This window comes from Curtobacterium sp. MCLR17_045 (genome assembly GCF_003234405.1).
GTDB lineage: Bacteria > Actinomycetota > Actinomycetes > Actinomycetales > Microbacteriaceae > Curtobacterium > Curtobacterium flaccumfaciens.
In genome coordinates this window covers 19695-37821 of record NZ_QKTB01000018.1, presented here as the reverse complement: position 1 = coordinate 37821, position 18127 = coordinate 19695, and the positions used below count along the sequence as shown (strand labels likewise).

14 protein-coding genes are annotated in these 18127 nt (G+C 72.6%); 6 read left to right on the top strand and 8 right to left on the bottom strand.

Going from position 1 to position 18127, the window contains the following annotated elements; translation table 11 throughout:
• Positions 1–40: 40 nt before the first annotated feature.
• From secA to mtrA, 6 genes are all read right to left on the bottom strand, one after another.
• Positions 41–2827 carry a preprotein translocase subunit SecA gene (gene secA / locus DEJ05_RS12065; RefSeq protein ID WP_111029493.1) on the bottom strand — a complete coding sequence of 929 codons (2787 nt, stop codon included), beginning with the start codon at positions 2825–2827 and terminating at the stop codon, positions 41–43.
• A 169-nt stretch (positions 2828–2996) separates the two neighbouring features.
• Complete coding sequence (hpf, locus tag DEJ05_RS12060; protein WP_111029492.1) at positions 2997–3713, bottom strand: ribosome hibernation-promoting factor, HPF/YfiA family; 717 nt, start codon at positions 3711–3713, stop codon at positions 2997–2999.
• Between the two features lie 158 nt (positions 3714–3871).
• The gene (locus DEJ05_RS12055; protein ID WP_146245097.1) at positions 3872–4534 is read right to left on the bottom strand and encodes a ComF family protein; all 663 of its coding nucleotides are present in this window, start codon (positions 4532–4534) and stop codon (positions 3872–3874) included.
• Between the two features lie 97 nt (positions 4535–4631).
• Positions 4632–6314: a GerMN domain-containing protein gene (locus DEJ05_RS12050; RefSeq protein WP_111029490.1), complete on the bottom strand. Its 1683-nt coding sequence runs from the start codon at positions 6312–6314 to the stop codon at positions 4632–4634.
• Positions 6314–8116 carry an MtrAB system histidine kinase MtrB gene (gene mtrB, locus DEJ05_RS12045; protein WP_258376145.1) on the bottom strand — a complete coding sequence of 601 codons (1803 nt, stop codon included), beginning with the start codon at positions 8114–8116 and terminating at the stop codon, positions 6314–6316. Before mtrB ends, DEJ05_RS12050 begins: the two co-directional genes overlap by 1 nt.
• A 5-nt stretch (positions 8117–8121) precedes the next feature.
• Positions 8122–8796 (bottom strand): MtrAB system response regulator MtrA, encoded by a 675-nt coding sequence (mtrA, locus tag DEJ05_RS12040; protein ID WP_017888813.1) that lies wholly within the window; start codon positions 8794–8796, stop codon positions 8122–8124.
• 329 nt (positions 8797–9125) lie between these two features.
• Here mtrA and DEJ05_RS12035 point away from each other — a divergent pair, with 329 nt between their 5' ends.
• The 5 genes from DEJ05_RS12035 to DEJ05_RS12015 are packed head-to-tail and all read left to right on the top strand — an operon-like array spanning position 9126 to position 14578.
• The gene (locus DEJ05_RS12035) at positions 9126–10349 is read left to right on the top strand and encodes a glycerophosphoryl diester phosphodiesterase membrane domain-containing protein (RefSeq protein ID WP_146245096.1); all 1224 of its coding nucleotides are present in this window, start codon (positions 9126–9128) and stop codon (positions 10347–10349) included.
• Positions 10304–10987 (top strand): DUF4129 domain-containing protein, encoded by a 684-nt coding sequence (locus DEJ05_RS12030; protein WP_111233796.1) that lies wholly within the window; start codon positions 10304–10306, stop codon positions 10985–10987. Before DEJ05_RS12035 ends, DEJ05_RS12030 begins: the two co-directional genes overlap by 46 nt.
• Positions 10984–12213, top strand: coding sequence for a DUF4350 domain-containing protein (locus DEJ05_RS12025; protein ID WP_111110522.1), 1230 nt, complete (start codon positions 10984–10986; stop codon positions 12211–12213). Before DEJ05_RS12030 ends, DEJ05_RS12025 begins: the two co-directional genes overlap by 4 nt.
• Positions 12214–12218: 5 nt before the next feature.
• Positions 12219–13226: an AAA family ATPase gene (locus tag DEJ05_RS12020; RefSeq protein WP_375334838.1), complete on the top strand. Its 1008-nt coding sequence runs from the start codon at positions 12219–12221 to the stop codon at positions 13224–13226.
• Positions 13226–14578 (top strand): DUF58 domain-containing protein, encoded by a 1353-nt coding sequence (locus DEJ05_RS12015; RefSeq protein ID WP_111110521.1) that lies wholly within the window; start codon positions 13226–13228, stop codon positions 14576–14578. Before DEJ05_RS12020 ends, DEJ05_RS12015 begins: the two co-directional genes overlap by 1 nt.
• Positions 14579–14591: 13 nt before the next feature.
• Here DEJ05_RS12015 and DEJ05_RS12010 read toward each other — a convergent pair whose 3' ends face one another.
• Positions 14592–15590: a stage II sporulation protein M gene (locus DEJ05_RS12010; RefSeq protein ID WP_111110520.1), complete on the bottom strand. Its 999-nt coding sequence runs from the start codon at positions 15588–15590 to the stop codon at positions 14592–14594.
• Positions 15591–15632: 42 nt separating this feature from the next.
• Between DEJ05_RS12010 and DEJ05_RS12005 the strand changes: the two genes are divergently transcribed.
• Positions 15633–16502 carry an RDD family protein gene (locus DEJ05_RS12005; protein WP_111039894.1) on the top strand — a complete coding sequence of 290 codons (870 nt, stop codon included), beginning with the start codon at positions 15633–15635 and terminating at the stop codon, positions 16500–16502.
• A gap of 118 nt (positions 16503–16620) precedes the next feature.
• On the opposite strand, the gene ahcY is transcribed toward DEJ05_RS12005, so the two are convergent.
• Entirely contained in the window at positions 16621–18099 is a 1479-nt protein-coding gene (gene ahcY / locus DEJ05_RS12000) for an adenosylhomocysteinase (protein WP_111110532.1), read from the bottom strand.
• Positions 18100–18127: the final 28 nt, after the last annotated feature.

Genomic DNA, 18127 nt, shown 5'->3' with positions numbered 1-18127 from the left:
ACCCGACCATTCCTGCTCACGATGCGCTCGCGCGCGGACGCTAGTTCTTCTTGGCCGCCTGGCGACGCTCGGCGCGGTTGCTCGCCGCGGCCTGACCGGAGGCGGTGGCCGCGTTGCCGAACGCGGAGCCCTGCTCCGGCTCGGCGACCGCTTCGGCCTCAGCCTCGGCCTGGGCGCGCTTCGCACGAGCGGTCGCGGCCTGCTCGAGGCGACCCTTCTCGTCGCGGACCTCGACCTCGCCGTCGATCGACGGTGCCGAGTACTCGAGGCCGGAGACCTCGTCCTCGCCGAGGCCCTTGGCCTCGATCACCGCGTTCTCGCCGTCGGACTGCACCTGGACCTCGAGGTTGAAGAGGTAGCCCACGGACTCTTCGCGGATCTGCCCCATCATCGTCTGGAACAGGGCGTAGCCCTCGCGCTGGTACTCGACCAGCGGGTCGCGCTGCGCCATCGCGCGGAGGCCGATGCCGTCCTTGAGGTAGTCCATCTCGTACAGGTGGTCGCGCCAGCGGCGGTCGATCACCGAGAGCACCACACGACGCTCGAGCTCACGCATCGCCTCGTCGCCGAGGAGTTCCTCGCGCTGCTGGTAGGCCAACTTGGCGTCGGAGAGGATCTCGCGGGCCAGGAAGTCACGCGATGCCTTGCCCTTCGAGCCGGCCTCGGTGATGACCTCGTCGATGGAGATCGAGATCGGGTAGAGCGTGCCGAGCTCGGTCCACATGGCGTCGAGGTCCCAGTCGTCCGGGGAGCCTTCGCCGGTGTGGCTGTCGATCACGTCGTCGATGACGGCCTTGAGGAACGACTGCGCGCGGTCGTGCAGGTCGTCGCCCTCGAGGATGTGGCGACGGTCGCTGTAGATCGCTTCGCGCTGGCGGTTCAGGACGTCGTCGTACTTCAGGACGTTCTTGCGGATCTCGGCGTTGCGGCCCTCGACCTGCGCCTGGGCGGACCGGATCGCACGGCCGACGAGCTTGTTCTCGATCGCCAGGTCGTCCGGCACGTTCGAGCGGCCCATGAGGCTCTCGGCGGCACCGGAGTTGAACAGGCGCATCAGGTCGTCGGTCAGCGACAGGTAGAAGCGGCTCTCGCCCGGGTCGCCCTGGCGGCCGGAACGACCACGCAGCTGGTTGTCGATGCGGCGTGACTCGTGGCGCTCGGTGCCGAGCACGTACAGGCCGCCGACGGCGCGGACCTTGTCGCCCTCTTCCTCGACCTCGGCCTTGACGCGGGCGAACACGTCGTCCCACTCGGCCTCGTACTCGTCGGGGGTCTCGGTCGGCGACAGGCCCTTGGCGTGCATCTCCTGCACGGCGAGGAACTCCGCGTTGCCACCGAGCATGATGTCGGTACCACGACCGGCCATGTTCGTCGCGACGGTCACGGCGCCGAAGCGACCGGCCTGGGCGACGATCGCGGCTTCACGTGCGTGGTTCTTCGCGTTGAGGACCTCGTGCTTGACGCCCTGCTTGGCGAGGAGCTTCGACAGGTACTCGGACTTCTCGACGCTCGTGGTGCCGACGAGGACGGGCTGGCCCTTCTCGTGGCGCTCCGCGATGTCCTCGGCGACCTGCTCGAACTTCGCCTTCTCGTTCTTGTAGACGAGGTCGGTCTGGTCGATGCGCTGCATCGGCTTGTTCGTCGGGATGGGCACGACGCCGAGCTTGTAGGTCGACATGAACTCGGCCGCCTCGGTCTCGGCGGTACCGGTCATGCCGGAGAGCTTCTGGTAGAGGCGGAAGTAGTTCTGCAGCGTGACGGTGGCGAGGGTCTGGTTCTCGGCCTTGACCTCGACACCTTCCTTCGCCTCGATCGCCTGGTGGATGCCCTCGTTGTAACGGCGGCCCATCAGGATGCGGCCGGTGTGCTCGTCGACGATGAGCACCTCGCCGTTCATCACGACGTAGTCCTTGTCCTTCTTGAACAGGGCGACGGCCTTGATGGAGTTGTTCAGGAACGAGATGAGCGGGGTGTTCGCCGACTCGTACAGATTCTCGATGCCGAGGTAGTCCTCGACCTTCTCGATGCCGGGCTCGAGGACACCGACGGTGCGCTTCTTCTCGTCGACCTCGTAGTCCTCGCCCGGGGTGAGGCGCTTGGCGATCGAGGCGAACTCGGTGAACCAGCGGTTGGCCTCGCCCGAGGACGGACCGGAGATGATGAGCGGCGTGCGGGCCTCGTCGATGAGGATCGAGTCGACCTCGTCCACGACGGCGAAGAAGTGACCACGCTGCACCATGTCGGATGCCTGCCACGCCATGTTGTCGCGCAGGTAGTCGAAGCCGAACTCGTTGTTGGTGCCGTACGTGATGTCGGCGGCGTACTGCTCGCGGCGCTCGGCCGGGGTCTGGTTCGCGATGATGCAGCCGGTGGTCATGCCCAGCGCGCGGAAGACGCGGCCCATGATCTCGGACTGGTACGACGCCAGGTAGTCGTTGACCGTGATGACGTGCACACCGCGCGACGGGATCGCGTTGAGGTAGGCGGCGGTCGTCGCGACGAGGGTCTTGCCCTCACCGGTCTTCATCTCGGCGATGTTGCCGAGGTGCAGTGCCGCGCCACCCATGAGCTGCACGTCGAAGTGCCGCATGCCCAGGGTCCGCTTCGCGGCTTCACGCACGGCGGCGAACGCCTCGGGCAGGAGGTCGTCGAGGGTCTCGCCGTTGGCGTACCGCTCGCGCAGCTCCTTGGTCTCGTCGTGGAGTTCCTCGTCGGTGAGGCTCGAGAAGTCGTCCTCGAGGTCGTTGATGGCCGAGGCGTACGCCTTCAGCCGGCGGAGGGTTCGTCCTTCGCCGATGCGGAGGACCTTCTCCAGCACGTTTGCCACGTGAACTCCTTACGAGGTCGTCGCGCGCGACCTGCACGCCCGATCGACCAGTCATGCTAGCAACCCGCGAACCCACGGCGCTGTGAGCGGCGCGGCTGTCGCGGACACGGGTGTGCGCGGCCCGCGAACGGACCGCGCACACGGTGCGGGACCGGAGTCCCGAGTCGGATCAGGCGATCGCGGCTGCGCGCTCCGCGTCGGTGTCGGCGTCGACCGCGGCCGGCGCCTGGCCGGCGGGCACCTCGTCGATGCCGATCACGCCGTAGTCCCAGCCCTTGCGTCGGTACACGACACTCGGACGGCGGGTCTCGGCGTCGAGGAACAGGTAGAAGTCGTGCCCGACGAGTTCCATGTAGTACAGGGCGTCGTCGACCGTCATCGGGGCGGCCTCGAAGACCTTGTGCCGGATGACGACCGGGCTGTATACCTCGTTCTCGTCCTCGGCGGCCTCTTGATCGACGACCGGGACGGCACCGGTCGCGACGTCCTCGATGAGCTTGCCGTCGGCCGGGACGACGCCCATGCCGTCGAACCCGCTGCCGGCGGCCTCGGCGACCGAGGTGGGGCGGTGCCGGCCGTGGTGCACCTTGCGGCGGTCACGCGCCCGACGGAGGCGTTCCATGATCCGCGCGAAGGCGAGGTCGAAGGCGGCGTACTTGTCCGACGCCGCGGACTCGGCCCGTACGAGCGGCCCCGGTCCGATCAGCGTGAGCTCCACGCGGTCCTCGCCCTGGCTGCCGCTCGACTTCTCGTGGTGGCGGCTGATGCGTACCTCGAAGGCGAGGGCGCGGTCGGCGAGCACGTCGATCTTCTCGGACTTCTGTTCGACGTAGGTGCGGAAACGGTCGGTGACCCCGACGTTCCGGCCCGTGATCGTCACGTCCATGTGGCGGCTCCCATCCAGTGTCGGCGCGTCGCCTCCGTCCGGCGACCCGAACGCCTTGTCGCGAGGCTAGACCCGGCGCACCCTCGGCGTCACGGGGAGGCGGCGAGTCCGCCGGACACTCACCGGACACACAGCGGCCACCGGGTGTTCACCGATCATCAGTCGTCGACGCTCGCCACGGCGACGCAGCGCACCACCCGACCGCCCGCCGCCCGCACCGCGCGGACGCCCTCGGCCATCGTGACGCCCGTCGTCACGACGTCGTCGACGAGCACGACGTCGCGGCCGTCGACACCGGTCGCCCGCAGGGTCCCGACGGTCGCGGCGACGCGTTCCACCGCCGACCGCTCCTTCTGCCCCGGTGCGGATCGCCGTCGTCCGGCAGGGGTCCGGCCGAGGCGCCCCGTGTGCCGGACACCACCACGGGCGAGCAGCAGCACCACCGGGTCGAACCCACGGCGTCGGGCACCCGCGCGGGACGGCGGCACCCGGAGCACCACGGTGCCGTCCGGGGCCGCGGCGAGCGCCGCGCGGACGAGGACACCGAAGCGGACGCCGAGCGGACGGGCGACGTCGACCCGGCCCCGGAGCTTGAGTTCGAGCAACAGGGTGCGGACCAGCCCCTCGTACTCGAAGGCCGCGTCGAGCCGGACGCCGGCGACCAGCCGGACCCGCCGGGGCCGTGCGTCGAGCGCCGCGCGGCACGGTGGGCAGAGCGCGCGGTCCGGGCGGCCGCAGCCCAGGCAGGCGACGGGCAGGAAGAGCCCGAGCACGGCGAGCAGGGCGTCACGCCACGGGGTGGGGGCGTCGTCAGGGGGCATGCCCACGACTGTGGTGGTGACCGGACGACGGCGGTGGGCCGGCGAGCCGGACGGTGGACGGGCCTCCAGGCAGGGCGGGGTGTGGAGGACGGTGGCGTCAGCGCTGGACGCCGAGCACGTCGGCGGTGACGCCCGTCGAGTCCCAGCCGCCCCCGGTGGACTGCAGGACGTCGCCGCTCGACATCCGCAGCAGCAGCGCGCCGCCGCTGCCCCCGCTGATCGCGGTGGCGCGGCCGTCGGGCTTCGGCAGGGTGCTCGACTTGCCGCCGATGGTGGTGCGGACGATGTTCGGACCGGTCGGCGTCTGCCCGACCGAGGCGACGTCGGTGTCGTTCACCCACGTGGCGTCGACCGCGGTGCCGCTGGCGGCCTGCACGCGGACCGGGGCGCCGAACGAGGTCGGTGACCGGTCGGACCCGCGGATGATCGCCATCACGTACAGGCCGGGGCCGTCCGCGGTCTCGATGAGTGCGAGGGCCCTGGTGGAGTCGCGGGACACCTGGAACGACACGAGGTCGCCGCGCGGCAGGGTGGTGCGCACCTGGTGGGGGTCGCCGCCGAGGCCGTACGCGGTGATGCGACGGGTGTCGGACTGCTGCCCCGCCCAGACGAAGCCGAGGTCGTCGACGGCGGGGGCGACGAGGTCCTCGCGGGCGTCGACGCGCAGGCGGTCCTTGCCGCGCACGACGACGACGCCGTCCTGGTTGCCGACGGCGGCGGTGGTGCCGGACGCCGACAGGGCGATCGAGGTCGGGTCGAGGCCGGCGATCGCGGCCCCGACGCCGCTGCCGAGCTCGGCGACCTTGCCGGTGCCCGAGGCGGCGTAGCCGACGACGCCGTCCTCGTCGACCAGGGGTCGGGGGTCGACGTCGGGGTTCTGCTGGGCGTCCGCTCCCCCGGAGTCCGGCACCGACAGCGTCGCGCCCTCGATCGTCATCGACACCGACGAGATGGTGGCGACCGAGGCGAGGGACTTGCTGAGCTGTTCGCGCATCCGGACCTTGTCGACGGTGCTCGCACGCAGGGCGTCGCTCGACAGGTCGACCAGGGCGGTGCCGCTGTCGATCGTCACCGCGTTGAGGGACAGCTGGGTGCCCTCCGGGAACGACGAGACGACGGCGCCCTTCAGCCAGTCGGCGGGGCCGGCGAGCAGGGCGCTGGCGATGCGTGTGCTGGTGGAGGACCGAGCGAGGAACCAGCGCTGGTCGGGCACCAGGAAGCGGTAGGTCGGGTCGTAGAAGTACAGGGCGTGCGACTGGAACACCGACTCGAAGCTGACCGGCGACAGGATGATGCCGTCCGGGGCGTAGGCGATGCGCCACTCGCCGTCCTCGCGGACGAACTGGAACGTCAGCGTCGACGAGGTCGGGCGGACCGCCTGGGTGTACTCCCCGTCGGAGTCGACCGTGGCACTGGCCGTCATCGTGTAGGTGAGCTCGCGGTCGTCGGCGCGCTCGACGGTGCCGCTGCCGTCCCGGATCGTGACGCCCTGCCGGGGGTTCCACCGCTGGGCGAAGTCGGCGGCCAGGAACTGCCGGGCGATCGCGTAGTTGTCCTGGGCGCCGGTGGCGGCGGCGATGAACCCGCGGAGGATCGCCGTCTGGTCGGACCCGGTGATCGGCTTGTCCGGCCGGAAGTCGACGCCCGAGAGCGACTCGTCCTTGATGGTCTGCCCGGAGCGCACGGCACCGTCGGTCGGGATGGCCGCACAGGCGGTGACCGCGAACAGGCTGACCGCGGCGAGCGCGACGGCGAGGACGTGGCGGATCCGGTGGCGCATCAGGACTCCTCTCGCACGGCGCGGGGGCCGTCGTACGACTCGTCGAGCTCGGGCAGCGGGATGGCCGAGGTGGCGGTGGTGCCCTGCTCGTTGCGGGGCAGGGTGAGCACGAACGTCGATCCCGCGCCCGGCCGGGACCACACGTCGATGCGCCCGCCGTGGAGCTTCGCGTCGCCGAGGCTGATCGCGAGGCCGAGGCCGGTGCCGCCGATGGTGCGCTTGCGGCTCGGGTCGGCCCGCCAGAAGCGGTCGAACACCCGTGCGGCGTCCTCCGGCGGCATGCCGACGCCCTGGTCGCGGACGGCGATGGCGACGGTGCGTGCGTCGCTGTCGACGACGACCTGCACGGGCTTCGCGTCGCCGTGCTCGATGGCGTTGCCGACGAGGTTGCGCAGGATCCGTCGGACCCGCTTGGCGTCGAGCCGCATCGTGGTGTGGCCGCCGGGGGTCGCGAGCTGCAGGTCGATGCCGGCGCGCTCGGCCAGCGGGCGGAACTCCTCGACGATGTCCGCGGCGAGGGAGGCCGGCACGACGGGTGCGGTGTCGAGCTGCACCGCCTGGGCGTCGTACCGGGAGATCTCGAGCAGGTCGGCGAGGAGCATCTCGAAGCGCTCCACCTGCGCGTGCAGGAGCTCGGCGGACCGGCCGACCGACGGTTCGAACGCGTGCCGGGAGTCGTAGAGCATGTCGCCGGCGAGCCGGATCGTGGTGAGCGGGGTACGGAGCTCGTGCGACACGTCGGAGACGAACCGCTGCTGCACGCGGGAGAGTTCGGCGAGCTGGGTGATCTGGCGGCTGACCGCCTCGGCCATCCCGTTGAAGCTCCGTGCCAGGGTCGCCAGGTCGTCCTGGCCGCGCACCGGGATGCGCTCGTCGAGGCGCCCCGCGGCGATCTTCCGGCTCGTCTCGGCGGCTCCGCGGATCGGCACGACGACGAGCCGGACGACGAGCGAGGTGACCAGGGCGATGAGCACCATGAGCGCCACACCGCCGATCGAGAGCGTCTGGGAGACGAAGTCCAGGGTCTGCTGCGCGTCGGAGAGGTCGTAGACCAGGTAGAGCTCGTACTGGCCGGCGCTCGGGATCTGCAGCGTGGAGCCGACGGCGAGGCCCGGCACCCGGCGCCCGTCGTCGTCGAGCTCCACGGGCTGCAGGCTGAGCCGACCGGTGTTCTGCGCGACCTCCTTGCGCAGGGCATCGGTGATCACCGCGTCCGGGAAGTCCTGGCTGGCGATGGTCTGCAGCGTCTGCGGGGTGGACTGGTCCGGGCTCCGCTCGATGGCGATGCTCGTGCCGCCCGGACTCGTCGTGTTCGACAGGATCGCCTGCTGCGCCTCGTTCTGCAGGGTCTCGAGCTCGGACTGGTTGTTGTCCTCGGCCGCCGTCGCCGCGTCGAAGATCCCCTGGGCGACGATGGTGGCCCGTGCGGACTCGGACTCGATCTGGTCGCGGCGCTGCGAGTAGACGTTCGTCGAGATGCTCACCATGACCGCGGTGCCGATGATCCCCACCGCGAGCCCGGTCGTCATCACGGTGATGGCGACCGAGCGGAACATGAGCGAGCGCCGCCACAGGTAGGCGATCGGACGCCAGGCGCGTCGGAGCCAGCGCCGCATCCGGCGACGGCTGCGGTCGACGACGCCGATCGAGACGGTGGTGCTGCCGGACCCACCGGCACCGCCGGCCCCACCGGCACCGCCGGCCCCACCGGCACCGCCGACCCCACCGGCACCGCCGACCCGGCCGGCGCCGCCGACCCGGCCGGAGCGTGCCGAGCCCGGCGGGCGCGTCGAGGGCGGCACGGTGCTCAGGCTCCTCCGGCGCGGTACCCGACGCCGCGGACCGTGGTGACGGTCTTCGGGTTGTCCGGGTCGTGCTCGATCTTCGCGCGGAGCCGCTGCACGTGCACGTTGACCAGGCGGGTGTCCGCCTTGTAGTGGTAGCCCCAGACCTGCTCGAGCAGCATCTCGCGGGTGAACACCTGGTTCGGCTTCTCGGCGAGCGCCCGGAGCAGGTCGAACTCGAGCGGCGTGAGCGCGATCACGGTGTCACCGCGGCGCACCTCGTGCCCGGCGACGTCGACCGTGACGTCGCCGACGTGCAGCACGGTGGCGTCGGACGCGCTCGGCCGCAGGCGGGTCCGGATGCGCGCGACGAGCTCCTTCGGGTTGAAGGGCTTCACGACGTAGTCGTCGGCACCGTTCTCGAGCCCGAGGACGACGTCGGCGGTGTCGCTCTTCGCCGTGAGCATGATGATCGGCGTGCCGCTCTCGGCACGGATGCGCTTGCACACCTCGATGCCGTCGATGCCGGGCAGCATGACGTCGAGCAGGACGAGGTCCGGCTTGGTGGCGTGGAACGCGTCGACGGCGTCGTTGCCGTCGGCGCTGAACTCGGGTTCGTACCCCTCGGAGCGGAGCACGATGCCGATCATCTCGGAGAGGGCCTGGTCGTCGTCGACGACGAGGATGCGCGGTGTCATGTGATCTGGACTCCGGGTGGCGTGCGGGTGCCGTGGTCGGCACGTGTCCCCACACGATAGCCGAGGCCCCGCCGCGCCGGGTTTTCCGCCAGGATGGGGGTGGACCGTGCATCGCTGGCTCGGTCCGACACGACGAGGGGGCTGGAGTCATGTCCGATTGGCACACACCGGGCGGTGGGCAGCAGGGTGCGCCGACGCCGCCGGCATCCGGACCGGCGCAGGGACCAGGACCCCAGCCTGGAGGCCCGCCCCGCTTCTCCGTGCCGCCGCAGCCCGCCCCGGGGCCGGGTCCGGGGCGACCGGGCGGCCCGTCAGGTGGCTCGCGTCCGGTGATCCCGCTGCGCCCGCTCGGTCTCGGTGACATCCTGGCCGGCGCGTTCACGGTCTTCCGCCGGAACGCCCGCGTGCTGCTGCTGTGGAGCGTGCTGCTGAGCGGCGTGCTCGGCCTGCTCTCGACGCTGGCCAGCACCTTCGGGCAGCAGGCGTTGCAGTCGCGGATGTTCTCGGCCCTCGACGGCGGCAGCGGTGCCGACTCGGTGGTCGCTGGCACGCTGACGCTCACGGCACTGCTCTCGGTCGTGCTGCCGTTCCTCGCCTACCTCGGTCGCGGGTTCCTGGTGGCGCCGGTCGCCGCGGACACCGGGCAGCGGGTGCTCGGCCGTCGCGCCACGTTCCGGGGGCTGTGGGCGCTGCTCGCCGGCCGCCGGTGGTCCGTCGTCGCGTGGATGCTCGTGCAGGTCGGGGCCGGCGTGGTCCTCGCGCTCCTGGCCGGACTCGTGTTCTTCGGGGTGTTCGCGGCCATGGGCGCCGCCGACTCCGGCACCGGGTGGTTCGTGCTGGCACTCGTGCTGTTCGTGCTCGGCATCGGTGTCGTCGTCGTGTGGCTCGCCACGCGCTTCGTGCTCACCGTCCCGACCATCGCGCTCGAGGGCCGGCCGGTCTTCGCCGCAGCCGCACAGTCGTGGCGCCTGACCCGCGGGGCCTTCTGGCGGACCTTCGGCATCCTGCTGCTCGTGCAGCTGATGTTCGGGTTCGCGGCGTCCATCGCGTCGATCCCGCTCACCATCGGTGCCGTGCTCGTCGGGGGCACGTTCGACCCGCTCGGGCAGACGGGTGGCACGTCGGGAGCCGGCACCGGTGCGGTCATCGCCATCGTCGTCGGCAGCCTGCTCGCGATCGCGGTGCAGTGCATCACCGACGTGCTGAGCGCCTCGATCACCACGTTCCTCGCCATCGACCGGCGGATCCGCACCGAGGCCCTCGACCAGCGGATCGCATCGCACCTGGACTCCGGGCAGCCGACCGACCCGTTCGCCCCGTCCGAGCCCGTCGCACGCCCGCCGTGGCCGCCGCAGCAGCAGTGGGGTGGCCAGCAGTGGCAGGCGCAGCAGCAGCAGCAGCCGTGGCCGGGGCAGCAGCAGTGGCAGCCGGCCCAGCAGCAGCCGTGGCAGCCCGGTCAGCAGCAGCCGCCGTGGCAGCCCGGTCAGCAGCAGCCGCAGCAGCAGCCGTGGCAGCAGGGTCCGGGCCAGGCGCCGCCGAACGGCTCCGCGTGACGGCGGTCGACCCGGACGAGGCGCGTCGCCTGCTCGAGCGCGAACTCGAGCGGTCCGCCTACGACGGTGCCCGGCCGACGTGGTGGGACCGTGCCTCGCGCTCCTTCCTCGACTGGCTCGGGTCGCTCCGCGCCGACGGCATCGACTCCCCCGCGGCGGCCCGCACCGCGCTGGTGATCGCGATCGTGGTCCTCGTCGCGGTCGTCGTGCTCGTCGTCGTCGCCCGCGGACTCCCCCGCCGACGCGCGCGGGCCGGTGACGGTGACACCGGCGGGGTGTTCGACGCCGACGACCTGCGCTCCGCCCGGGAACTCCTCGAAGCGGCCCAGGCCGCCGTCCGTCGCGCCGACTGGTCGGCAGCGGTGCTCGACGGGTTCCGCGCGATCGCCAGGGGCCTCGGCGAGCGCGACCTGGTGCCCGACGTGCCCGGAGCCACCGCGCGGACGATCGCCGCACGGGGCGCCGTGCCGTTCCCCGCATCCGCCGGTGCACTCGATGCAGCAGCGACCGCCTTCGACGCGGTCCGGTACCTCGGTGCCGAGGCCGACGAAGCCGCGGCCCTGCGCGTGCTCGACACCGAGCGGACCGTCCGGCAGGCCCGGCCCGCCCGGGCCGAGGGACCGGTGGTGCCGGCATGACGACCGACACCGCCACGCGGACGAGCGCCGGGCCGGCTCCGGCCGAGGGACGCCGGTTCCGCATCGGGTTCTGGGTCGCGATCGTCCTGGTCGGCGTCCTGCTCGCCGCGCTGACCGCCCTCGTGCAGGGCACTGACCCGGACGCACCGCGCGCACTCGACCCGACCTCGACGACGGCCAGTGGTTCGGCCGCGCTCGTCCGGGTGCTCGAGCAGCGGGGCACCGCGGTCTCCGTCACCGACACCGTCGACGGCGTCGGCGGGATCGACGGCGGCACGGTGTTCATCGACGACGCCGACGGCGCGCTCGACCCCGCCGTCGCAGAACGCATCGCCCGCACGGCCCGGCACGTCGTGGTCGTCGGGACGAGCGGCGCCGGCCTCGACGCGCTGCTCGGGTTCCCGGTCGACCCGCCCGCCCAGATCGACGGTGACGCCACCGTCTCGACGGCCTCGTGCGGGATCCCGGCGGCGGCCTCGGCTGCCCGGGTGACGACCGCCGGCTCCGGGTACACCGTGGACGACGACGCCGCCGGACGGTGCGCGCCGACGGGCGAGGGCAGCTCCCGGGTCTGGGGCCTCGTGCGCACCACGACCCCGGGCGGCGACGTCACCCTGCTCGGCACGACCTCGGCGTTCCGGAACGACACGATCGCCACCGCCGGGAACGCCGCGCTCGCCCTCGGGCTGCTCGGCGCCGACGAGCGACTCGTCTGGTACACCCCGGCCGTCGGCACCCCCGACGCCGCACCGACCCTCGGCGAGCTCGCCCCGCCGTGGGTCCCGAGCGCCCTCGCGCTGCTCGCCCTCGTCGCCGTGGCGGCCGGCGTCTGGCGGGGCCGACGGCTCGGCCCGCTCGTCGTCGAGCGGTTGCCCGTCGTCGTCCGTGCCGCGGAGACCACCGAGGGTCGCGCCCGCATGTACGCCCGCACCCGTGACCGCACCCACGCCCTCGACACCCTGCGCGTCGCCGCCGTCCGCCGCATCGGCCGGATGCTCGGACTTCCCCGATCGGCCCACGTCGACGAGGTCGTCCGGACCGCGGCCCAGGCCACCGGCATCCCGCACACCCGTGTCGGCGCCGTGCTCGTCGGCGGGACCACCGACGACGACCGTGCGCTCGTCGACGGCACCGCCGCGCTCGACGACCTCGAACGCGCCGTCCGCCGGGCGACCTCCGGTGACCGACCGACCTCCGACCCCGACCGACCAGGAGCACGACCGTGACCGACCTGCCCCCTGCCACCACCGAGCACACCGCACCGGAGCACGACCCGGCGACCGCGGCCGGCTCCGACCTGCGCGACGCGTTCGGCCGGGTCCGCACCGAGGTCGCCAAGGCCGTCGTCGGCCAGGAGGGCGCGGTCTCCGGCATGATCGTCGGACTCCTCGCCCAGGGGCACGTGCTGCTCGAGGGCGTCCCCGGTGTCGCGAAGACCCTGCTCGTCCGCAGCCTCGCCGCCGCGATGACGCTCGACACGAAGCGCATCCAGTTCACACCGGACCTGATGCCCGGCGACGTCACCGGGTCGCTCGTCTACGACGCCTCGACCGGCACGTTCCCGTTCCGGGAGGGCCCCGTCTTCACGAACGTCCTGCTCGCCGACGAGGTCAACCGCACGCCGCCGAAGACCCAGTCGGCCCTGCTCGAGGCGATGGAGGAACGCCAGGTGAGCGTCGACGGCGACGCCCGGGCCCTGCCCGACCCCTTCTTCGTCGCCGCGACGATGAACCCGATCGAGTTCGAGGGCACGTACACGCTGCCCGAGGCGCAGCTCGACCGGTTCCTGATGAAGCTGACGCTCGACATCCCGCCGCGCGACGTCGAGTGGCAGGTGCTCCGGCGCCACGCCGACGGGTTCGTCCCGCGCGACGTCCGGTCCGCCGGTATCACCCCGGTGGTCGGCGTCGACGAGGTCGTCCGTGCGCAGCGTGCCGTCCGCGGCGTCGGGGCGCGCGACGACGTGCTCGCGTACATCGTCGACCTCGCCCGGGCCACCCGGCAGGCACCGTCCGTCCGCGTCGGGGTGAGCCCCCGCGGAGCGACGGCACTGCTCGCGGCCGCCAAGGCCTGGGCCTGGCTCACGGGCTACGACGCGATCACCCCGGACCACGTGCAGGCCATGGCCCTGCCGGTCTGGCGGCACCGCCTGCGGGTCGCCGCCGACGCCGAGCTCGAGGGCGTCGGCGCCGACGGCGTGCTCCAGCAGGTGCTCGAGCAGGTGCGGGTGCCGATCTAGTGGCGGTCTCCGGCCGGTTCGTCGCGCTCCTCGCCGTCGCCCTCGTGCCCACCGTGCTGCTCGGCAGCGGGTGGGCCGGTCTGGCGTGGGTCGGGGTGGTGCTGCTCGCCGCGGCGCTCGACGTCGTGCTCGCCGCCGACCTGCGACGGGTGCGCGTGGAGCGGCGGATGCCCCGGCTCGCTCGACGCGACAGCACCGCGGACGGCACCCTCGTGCTCGCCAACGACGGCTCCCGGACGGTCCGCGGTGTGGTCCGTGACATGTGGGAGCCGTCGGCCGGCCACCTTCCCCGTCGGATCCGGATGACGGTACCCGCCGGAGAGCGACGGACGGCCCGGATGCGCTTCACACCGTTCCGTCGTGGTCGACGGCGCACCACCGGGGTCGCCGTGCGGTCCTTCGGTCCCCTGGGCCTCGCCGCACGGCAGCGGGTCGTCGCAGCACCGGGCGAACTCGTCGTGACGCCGCCGTTCCGCTCCCGGCGGCACCTGCCGTCGCGGTTGGCACGGCTCCGCGAGCTCGACGGCGAGACCACGCTGCAGCTCCGCGGGCACGGCACCGAGTTCGACTCGCTGCGCGACTACGTGCGCGGCGACGACGTGCGGTCGATCGACTGGCGCGCCACCGCGCGGCGGCAGGACCTCGTCGTCCGCACCTGGCGGCCGGAACGCGACCGGCGCGTCGTCGTCGTGGTCGACGCGGGCCGGGCGGGTGCCGGCCGGGTCGCCGACGAACCCCGACTCGACACCTTCATCGAGTCGGCGCTGCTCCTCGGTGCCCTCGCGGCAGCCGCCGGTGACCGCGTCGACCTGGTGGTCCTCGACGACACCGCACACGACCGCGTGCACGGTGCCACCCGCACCGACGTCGTGCAGCGCTTCGGCGAGGCCCTCGCGATGGCCGAACCCGGGCTCGCCGCGACCGACTGGGCATCCGTCCCCGCGCTCGTCGACTCGATCACGACCTCGCGCGCCATGCTCGTCCTCGCCTCGAGCCTCGACTCCGTCGGCGCCTCGGGCGACCTGCTCGCCGTGCTCCCGCGGCTGTCCCGACGGCACGCGGTCGTCGTGACGAGCATCGAGGACCCGGCCGTCCAGCGGATGGCGCGCGGCGGGGTGGACTCGACCACGGCGATCCGCACGGCGCGGGGCGGAAAGGTGCCGGGCCTCCCGACCGGCGCGGAGCGCGACGTCTACCGCCGCGCGGCCGCCGAACGCACCCTGCTCGACGCGGACGGTGCGGCCGACGTCGCACGGCGCTCCGGCGCCGAGGTCGTGCGCGGCGCACCGGCGGACGTCCCGCCGCTCGTCGCGGACGCCTACATCCGGGCGAAGGCCACCGGCCGGCTCTGAACCGGGACGGACGCTAGCCGGCCACCAGGGCGGTGGAGCCGCGCTCGAACTCCTCGAGGTCGCCGCGCTCCCCCGCTCGGTACGCGCGGCCGCCGAGCACCCACTGGTAGGCGAGCACCGCGACCAGAGCGAGGGTGCCGATGCCGATCTTGATCGGCCACGGCCAGTCCTGCCGCGTCACCACGCCCTCGACGATGCCGGACAGCAGCAGGGTCAGGGTCAGACCGATCGCGATGGTGATGAGTGCGCGGCCGTCCTCGGCGAGGGCCTGGGCGCGCGTCCGTCCGGACCCCGGTGCCACCCACGACCAGAAGATCATCAGCCCCGCACCGCCCGCGAGGAACACCGAGTAGAGCTCGAGCTGCCCGTGCGGGGAGATGTAGAGGAAGAAGTCGGCCAGGCGTCCCTGGGAGTGCATGATCGCCGCGGAGACCCCGAGGCTGACGGCGTTCTGCATGATCGAGAACGGCACGAAGACCCCGGTGATGCCGAACGCCACCATCGTCGCGGCGATGTAGGCGTTGTTCGTCCAGACCTGCGCGGTGAAGGCCCCGAGGCCACGGTCGGAGTAGTAGTCGACGAAGTCCTGCGTGGCGTACCGGCGCAGGGCCTCCTCGCTGCCGAACGTCGCCGTCGCACCTGGGGTGGTCGTGATCCAGACGGCGACGATCGCCCCGATCGCCACCGTGGCGAGCGCGACCCAGATCGTCACCCAGCGGATCCGGTAGAGCGCCGCGGGCAGCTGCCGCGTGAAGAACAGGGCGACGGCGGTCAAGGGGTCGACGGGCGTGCCGGTGAAGCGCAGGCGGGCGCGGAACAGCGTCAGCGAGAGCCGGTCGCCGGTCACGGTGCGCGGTGCTGCGCCCCGGATGCGGGCGAGGTCGGTCGCGGCCTCCTGGTAGCCGGCGACGAGCCGGTCGACGTCCGCGCCGGACCGGTGCCGGGCACGCGCCAGACGGTCGAGCTCCTGCCACCGGTCACGGTGCACCTCGGTGTAGGCATCCAGGTCCACGTGTTCCCCCTCAGGTCGCGCGATCTCCGACAGAATGATCCCATGCCGAAGCCCCGCACGCCGCGTGACCTCGCCGACGCCCGGTTCTCGCGCGACCTCGACGAGACCGCCGACGAGCTGGTGGTGGGCGAGGGCGTCGCGCTCGACGTCCAGCCCGCCGGACTCGTGCTGCGGCTCGCGGCCGCGCTGCTGGACGGCCTGTGCGTCCTCGTCCTGTTCGTGCTCGCGCTGTTCGGCGTCTGGCGGCTCTGGCCGAGGGGGCTCGAGCCGGCCTGGGGTGCTGCGCTCAACATCGTGCTGCTCGTCGTCGTGCTCGTGCTGGTCCCCGCGGCGGTCGAGACCGTGACGAAGGGGCGGAGCGTCGGACGGTTCGCCACCGGCACCCGGGTCGTCCGGCTCGACGGCGGCGCGATCGGCTTCCGGCACGCCTTCACGCGGTCGCTCGTCGGCCTGTTCGAGCTCTGGATGACGTTCGGCTCGGTCGCCCTGCTCGTCGCGCTGTTCGGCAGTCGGCCGCGGCGCCTCGGGGACCTGCTGGCGGGCACGATCGTGCAGCACGAGCGGCTGCCGAAGCAGCGGGATCCCGAGGTGCTGCTGCCCCCGGAGCTGACGGCCTGGGCCGGTGTCGCGGACGTCTCGGCGCTGCCGCAGCGGTTGGAGAACCGCCTCGGTGCGTTCTTCCGCGGGGCTGCACTGATGCGCCCCGAACTGCGCGAGGCGGCGGCGCAGACCCTGGCGGCCGAGGTGTCCGCGTTCGCGCACCCGGTGCCGCCCGTCCCGCCCGAGGTCTTCCTGGCCGGGGTCGTCGTGCTGCGGCGTCGTCGGGACGTCCGGGCGCTGGGTGCCCGCGCGGAGCTGCTGACCGCCGCGGGGGCGACCGCGGCGGCGCCCCCGCCGGGCTTCCCGCGCTGACGCGCACCGCGGCGCCCGGGCTGCTCGCAAGACACCGGTGTTCGCACTCCGAACACCCGCGTGCGGGGGTTCAACGTGCGAACACCGGTGTTCAGCGGAAGCGGCCGCCCCGCCGCAGTCAGTAGCGGTAGTGGTCCGGCTTGAAGGGACCCTCGACCGGTACACCGATGTACGCCGCCTGCTCCGGACGCAGCGACGTCAGCTGTACCCCGAGGGCGTCGAGGTGCAGGCGCGCGACCTTCTCGTCCAGGTGCTTCGGCAGCACGTACACGCCGGTCGGGTACTCCTCGCGCCGGGTGTGCAGCTCGATCTGCGCGAGCACCTGGTTCGTGAACGAGTTGCTCATCACGAACGACGGGTGCCCGGTGGCGTTGCCGAGGTTCATGAGCCGGCCCTCGGACAGCACCAGGATCGACCGCCCGGTCGGCAGCCGCCACTCGTGCACCTGCGGCTTGATCTCGACCTTCGAGACGCCGGGCAGCGCTTCGAGCCCCGCCATGTCGATCTCGTTGTCGAAGTGCCCCACGTTCGCCACGATCGCCAGGTGCTTCAGCCCGAGCATCTCGTCGACCCCGACGACGCCCAGGTTGCCGGTGCACGTGATGACCATGTCGACGGTGTCGACGACGTCCGCCAGGCGCGCGACCTGGTAGCCGTCCATCGCGGCCTGCAGCGCGCAGATCGGGTCGACCTCGCTGACGATGACGCGGGCGCCCTGCCCGCGGAGCGCCTCGGCCGCACCCTTGCCGACGTCGCCGTAGCCGACGACGAAGGCGACCTTGCCGCCGATGAGCACGTCGGTGGCCCGGTTCAGGCCGTCGGGCAGCGAGTGCCGGATGCCGTACTTGTTGTCGAACTTCGACTTCGTCACCGAGTCGTTCACGTTGATCGCCGGGAACTTCAGCTCGCCGTTCCGGAACAGCTCGTACAGGCGGTGGACGCCCGTGGTGGTCTCCTCGGTGACGCCCTGGATGTCGGCCGCGATGCGGGTCCAGCGGTCCGACGACGTCTCGAGCGACCGCGCGACGGTGTCGAGCACGATCTTCCACTCGGTGCTCGCGTCCGGCTCGGCGACCGGAGCGGCACCGGCCGCCTCGGCGTCGGCGCCGGTGTGCACGAGCATCGTGGCGTCGCCGCCGTCGTCGAGGATCAGGTTCGGTCCGGTCCAGTCGGCACCCGCCGCGGCGGCCTCGTCGCTCCAGTCGAAGATGCGGCTGGTGCACCACCAGTACTCCTCGAGCGTCTCGCCCTTCCACGCGAACACCGGGACGCCGGCGGGGGCGTCCGGGTTGCCGGTGGGCCCGACGGCGACGGCGGCCGCGGCTTCGTCCTGGGTGGAGAAGATGTTGCAGCTGGCCCAGCGCACCTGCGCCCCGAGGGCGACGAGCGTCTCGATGAGCACCGCGGTCTGCACCGTCATGTGCAGGGACCCGGCGATGCGCGCGCCGGCGAGCGGCTGCGACGCGGCGAACTCGTCACGCAGGGACATCAGGCCCGGCATCTCGTTCTCGGCGAGGCGGATCTGGTGCCGGCCGGCCTCGGCGAGGGACAGGTCGGCGACGCGGAACGCAGCAGCGGTGCGGGTTTCGGTGGGCATGCCCACCAGTCTTCCATGCCGGGAGGCG

Bases quoted from the DNA above. Each gene is read 5' to 3' on its own strand.
- hpf (WP_111029492.1), bottom strand. From the start codon at position 3,713: ATGGACGTGACGATCACGGGCCGGAACGTCGGGGTCACCGACCGTTTC.
- DEJ05_RS12055 (WP_146245097.1), bottom strand. From the start codon at position 4,534: ATGCCCCCTGACGACGCCCCCACCCCGTGGCGTGACGCCCTGCTCGCC.
- DEJ05_RS12050 (WP_111029490.1), bottom strand. From the start codon at position 6,314: ATGCGCCACCGGATCCGCCACGTCCTCGCCGTCGCGCTCGCCGCGGTC.
- mtrA (WP_017888813.1), bottom strand. From the start codon at position 8,796: ATGACACCGCGCATCCTCGTCGTCGACGACGACCAGGCCCTCTCCGAG.
- DEJ05_RS12025 (WP_111110522.1), top strand. From the start codon at position 10,984: ATGACGACCGACACCGCCACGCGGACGAGCGCCGGGCCGGCTCCGGCC.
- DEJ05_RS12005 (WP_111039894.1), top strand. From the start codon at position 15,633: ATGCCGAAGCCCCGCACGCCGCGTGACCTCGCCGACGCCCGGTTCTCG.
- ahcY (WP_111110532.1), bottom strand. From the start codon at position 18,099: ATGCCCACCGAAACCCGCACCGCTGCTGCGTTCCGCGTCGCCGACCTG.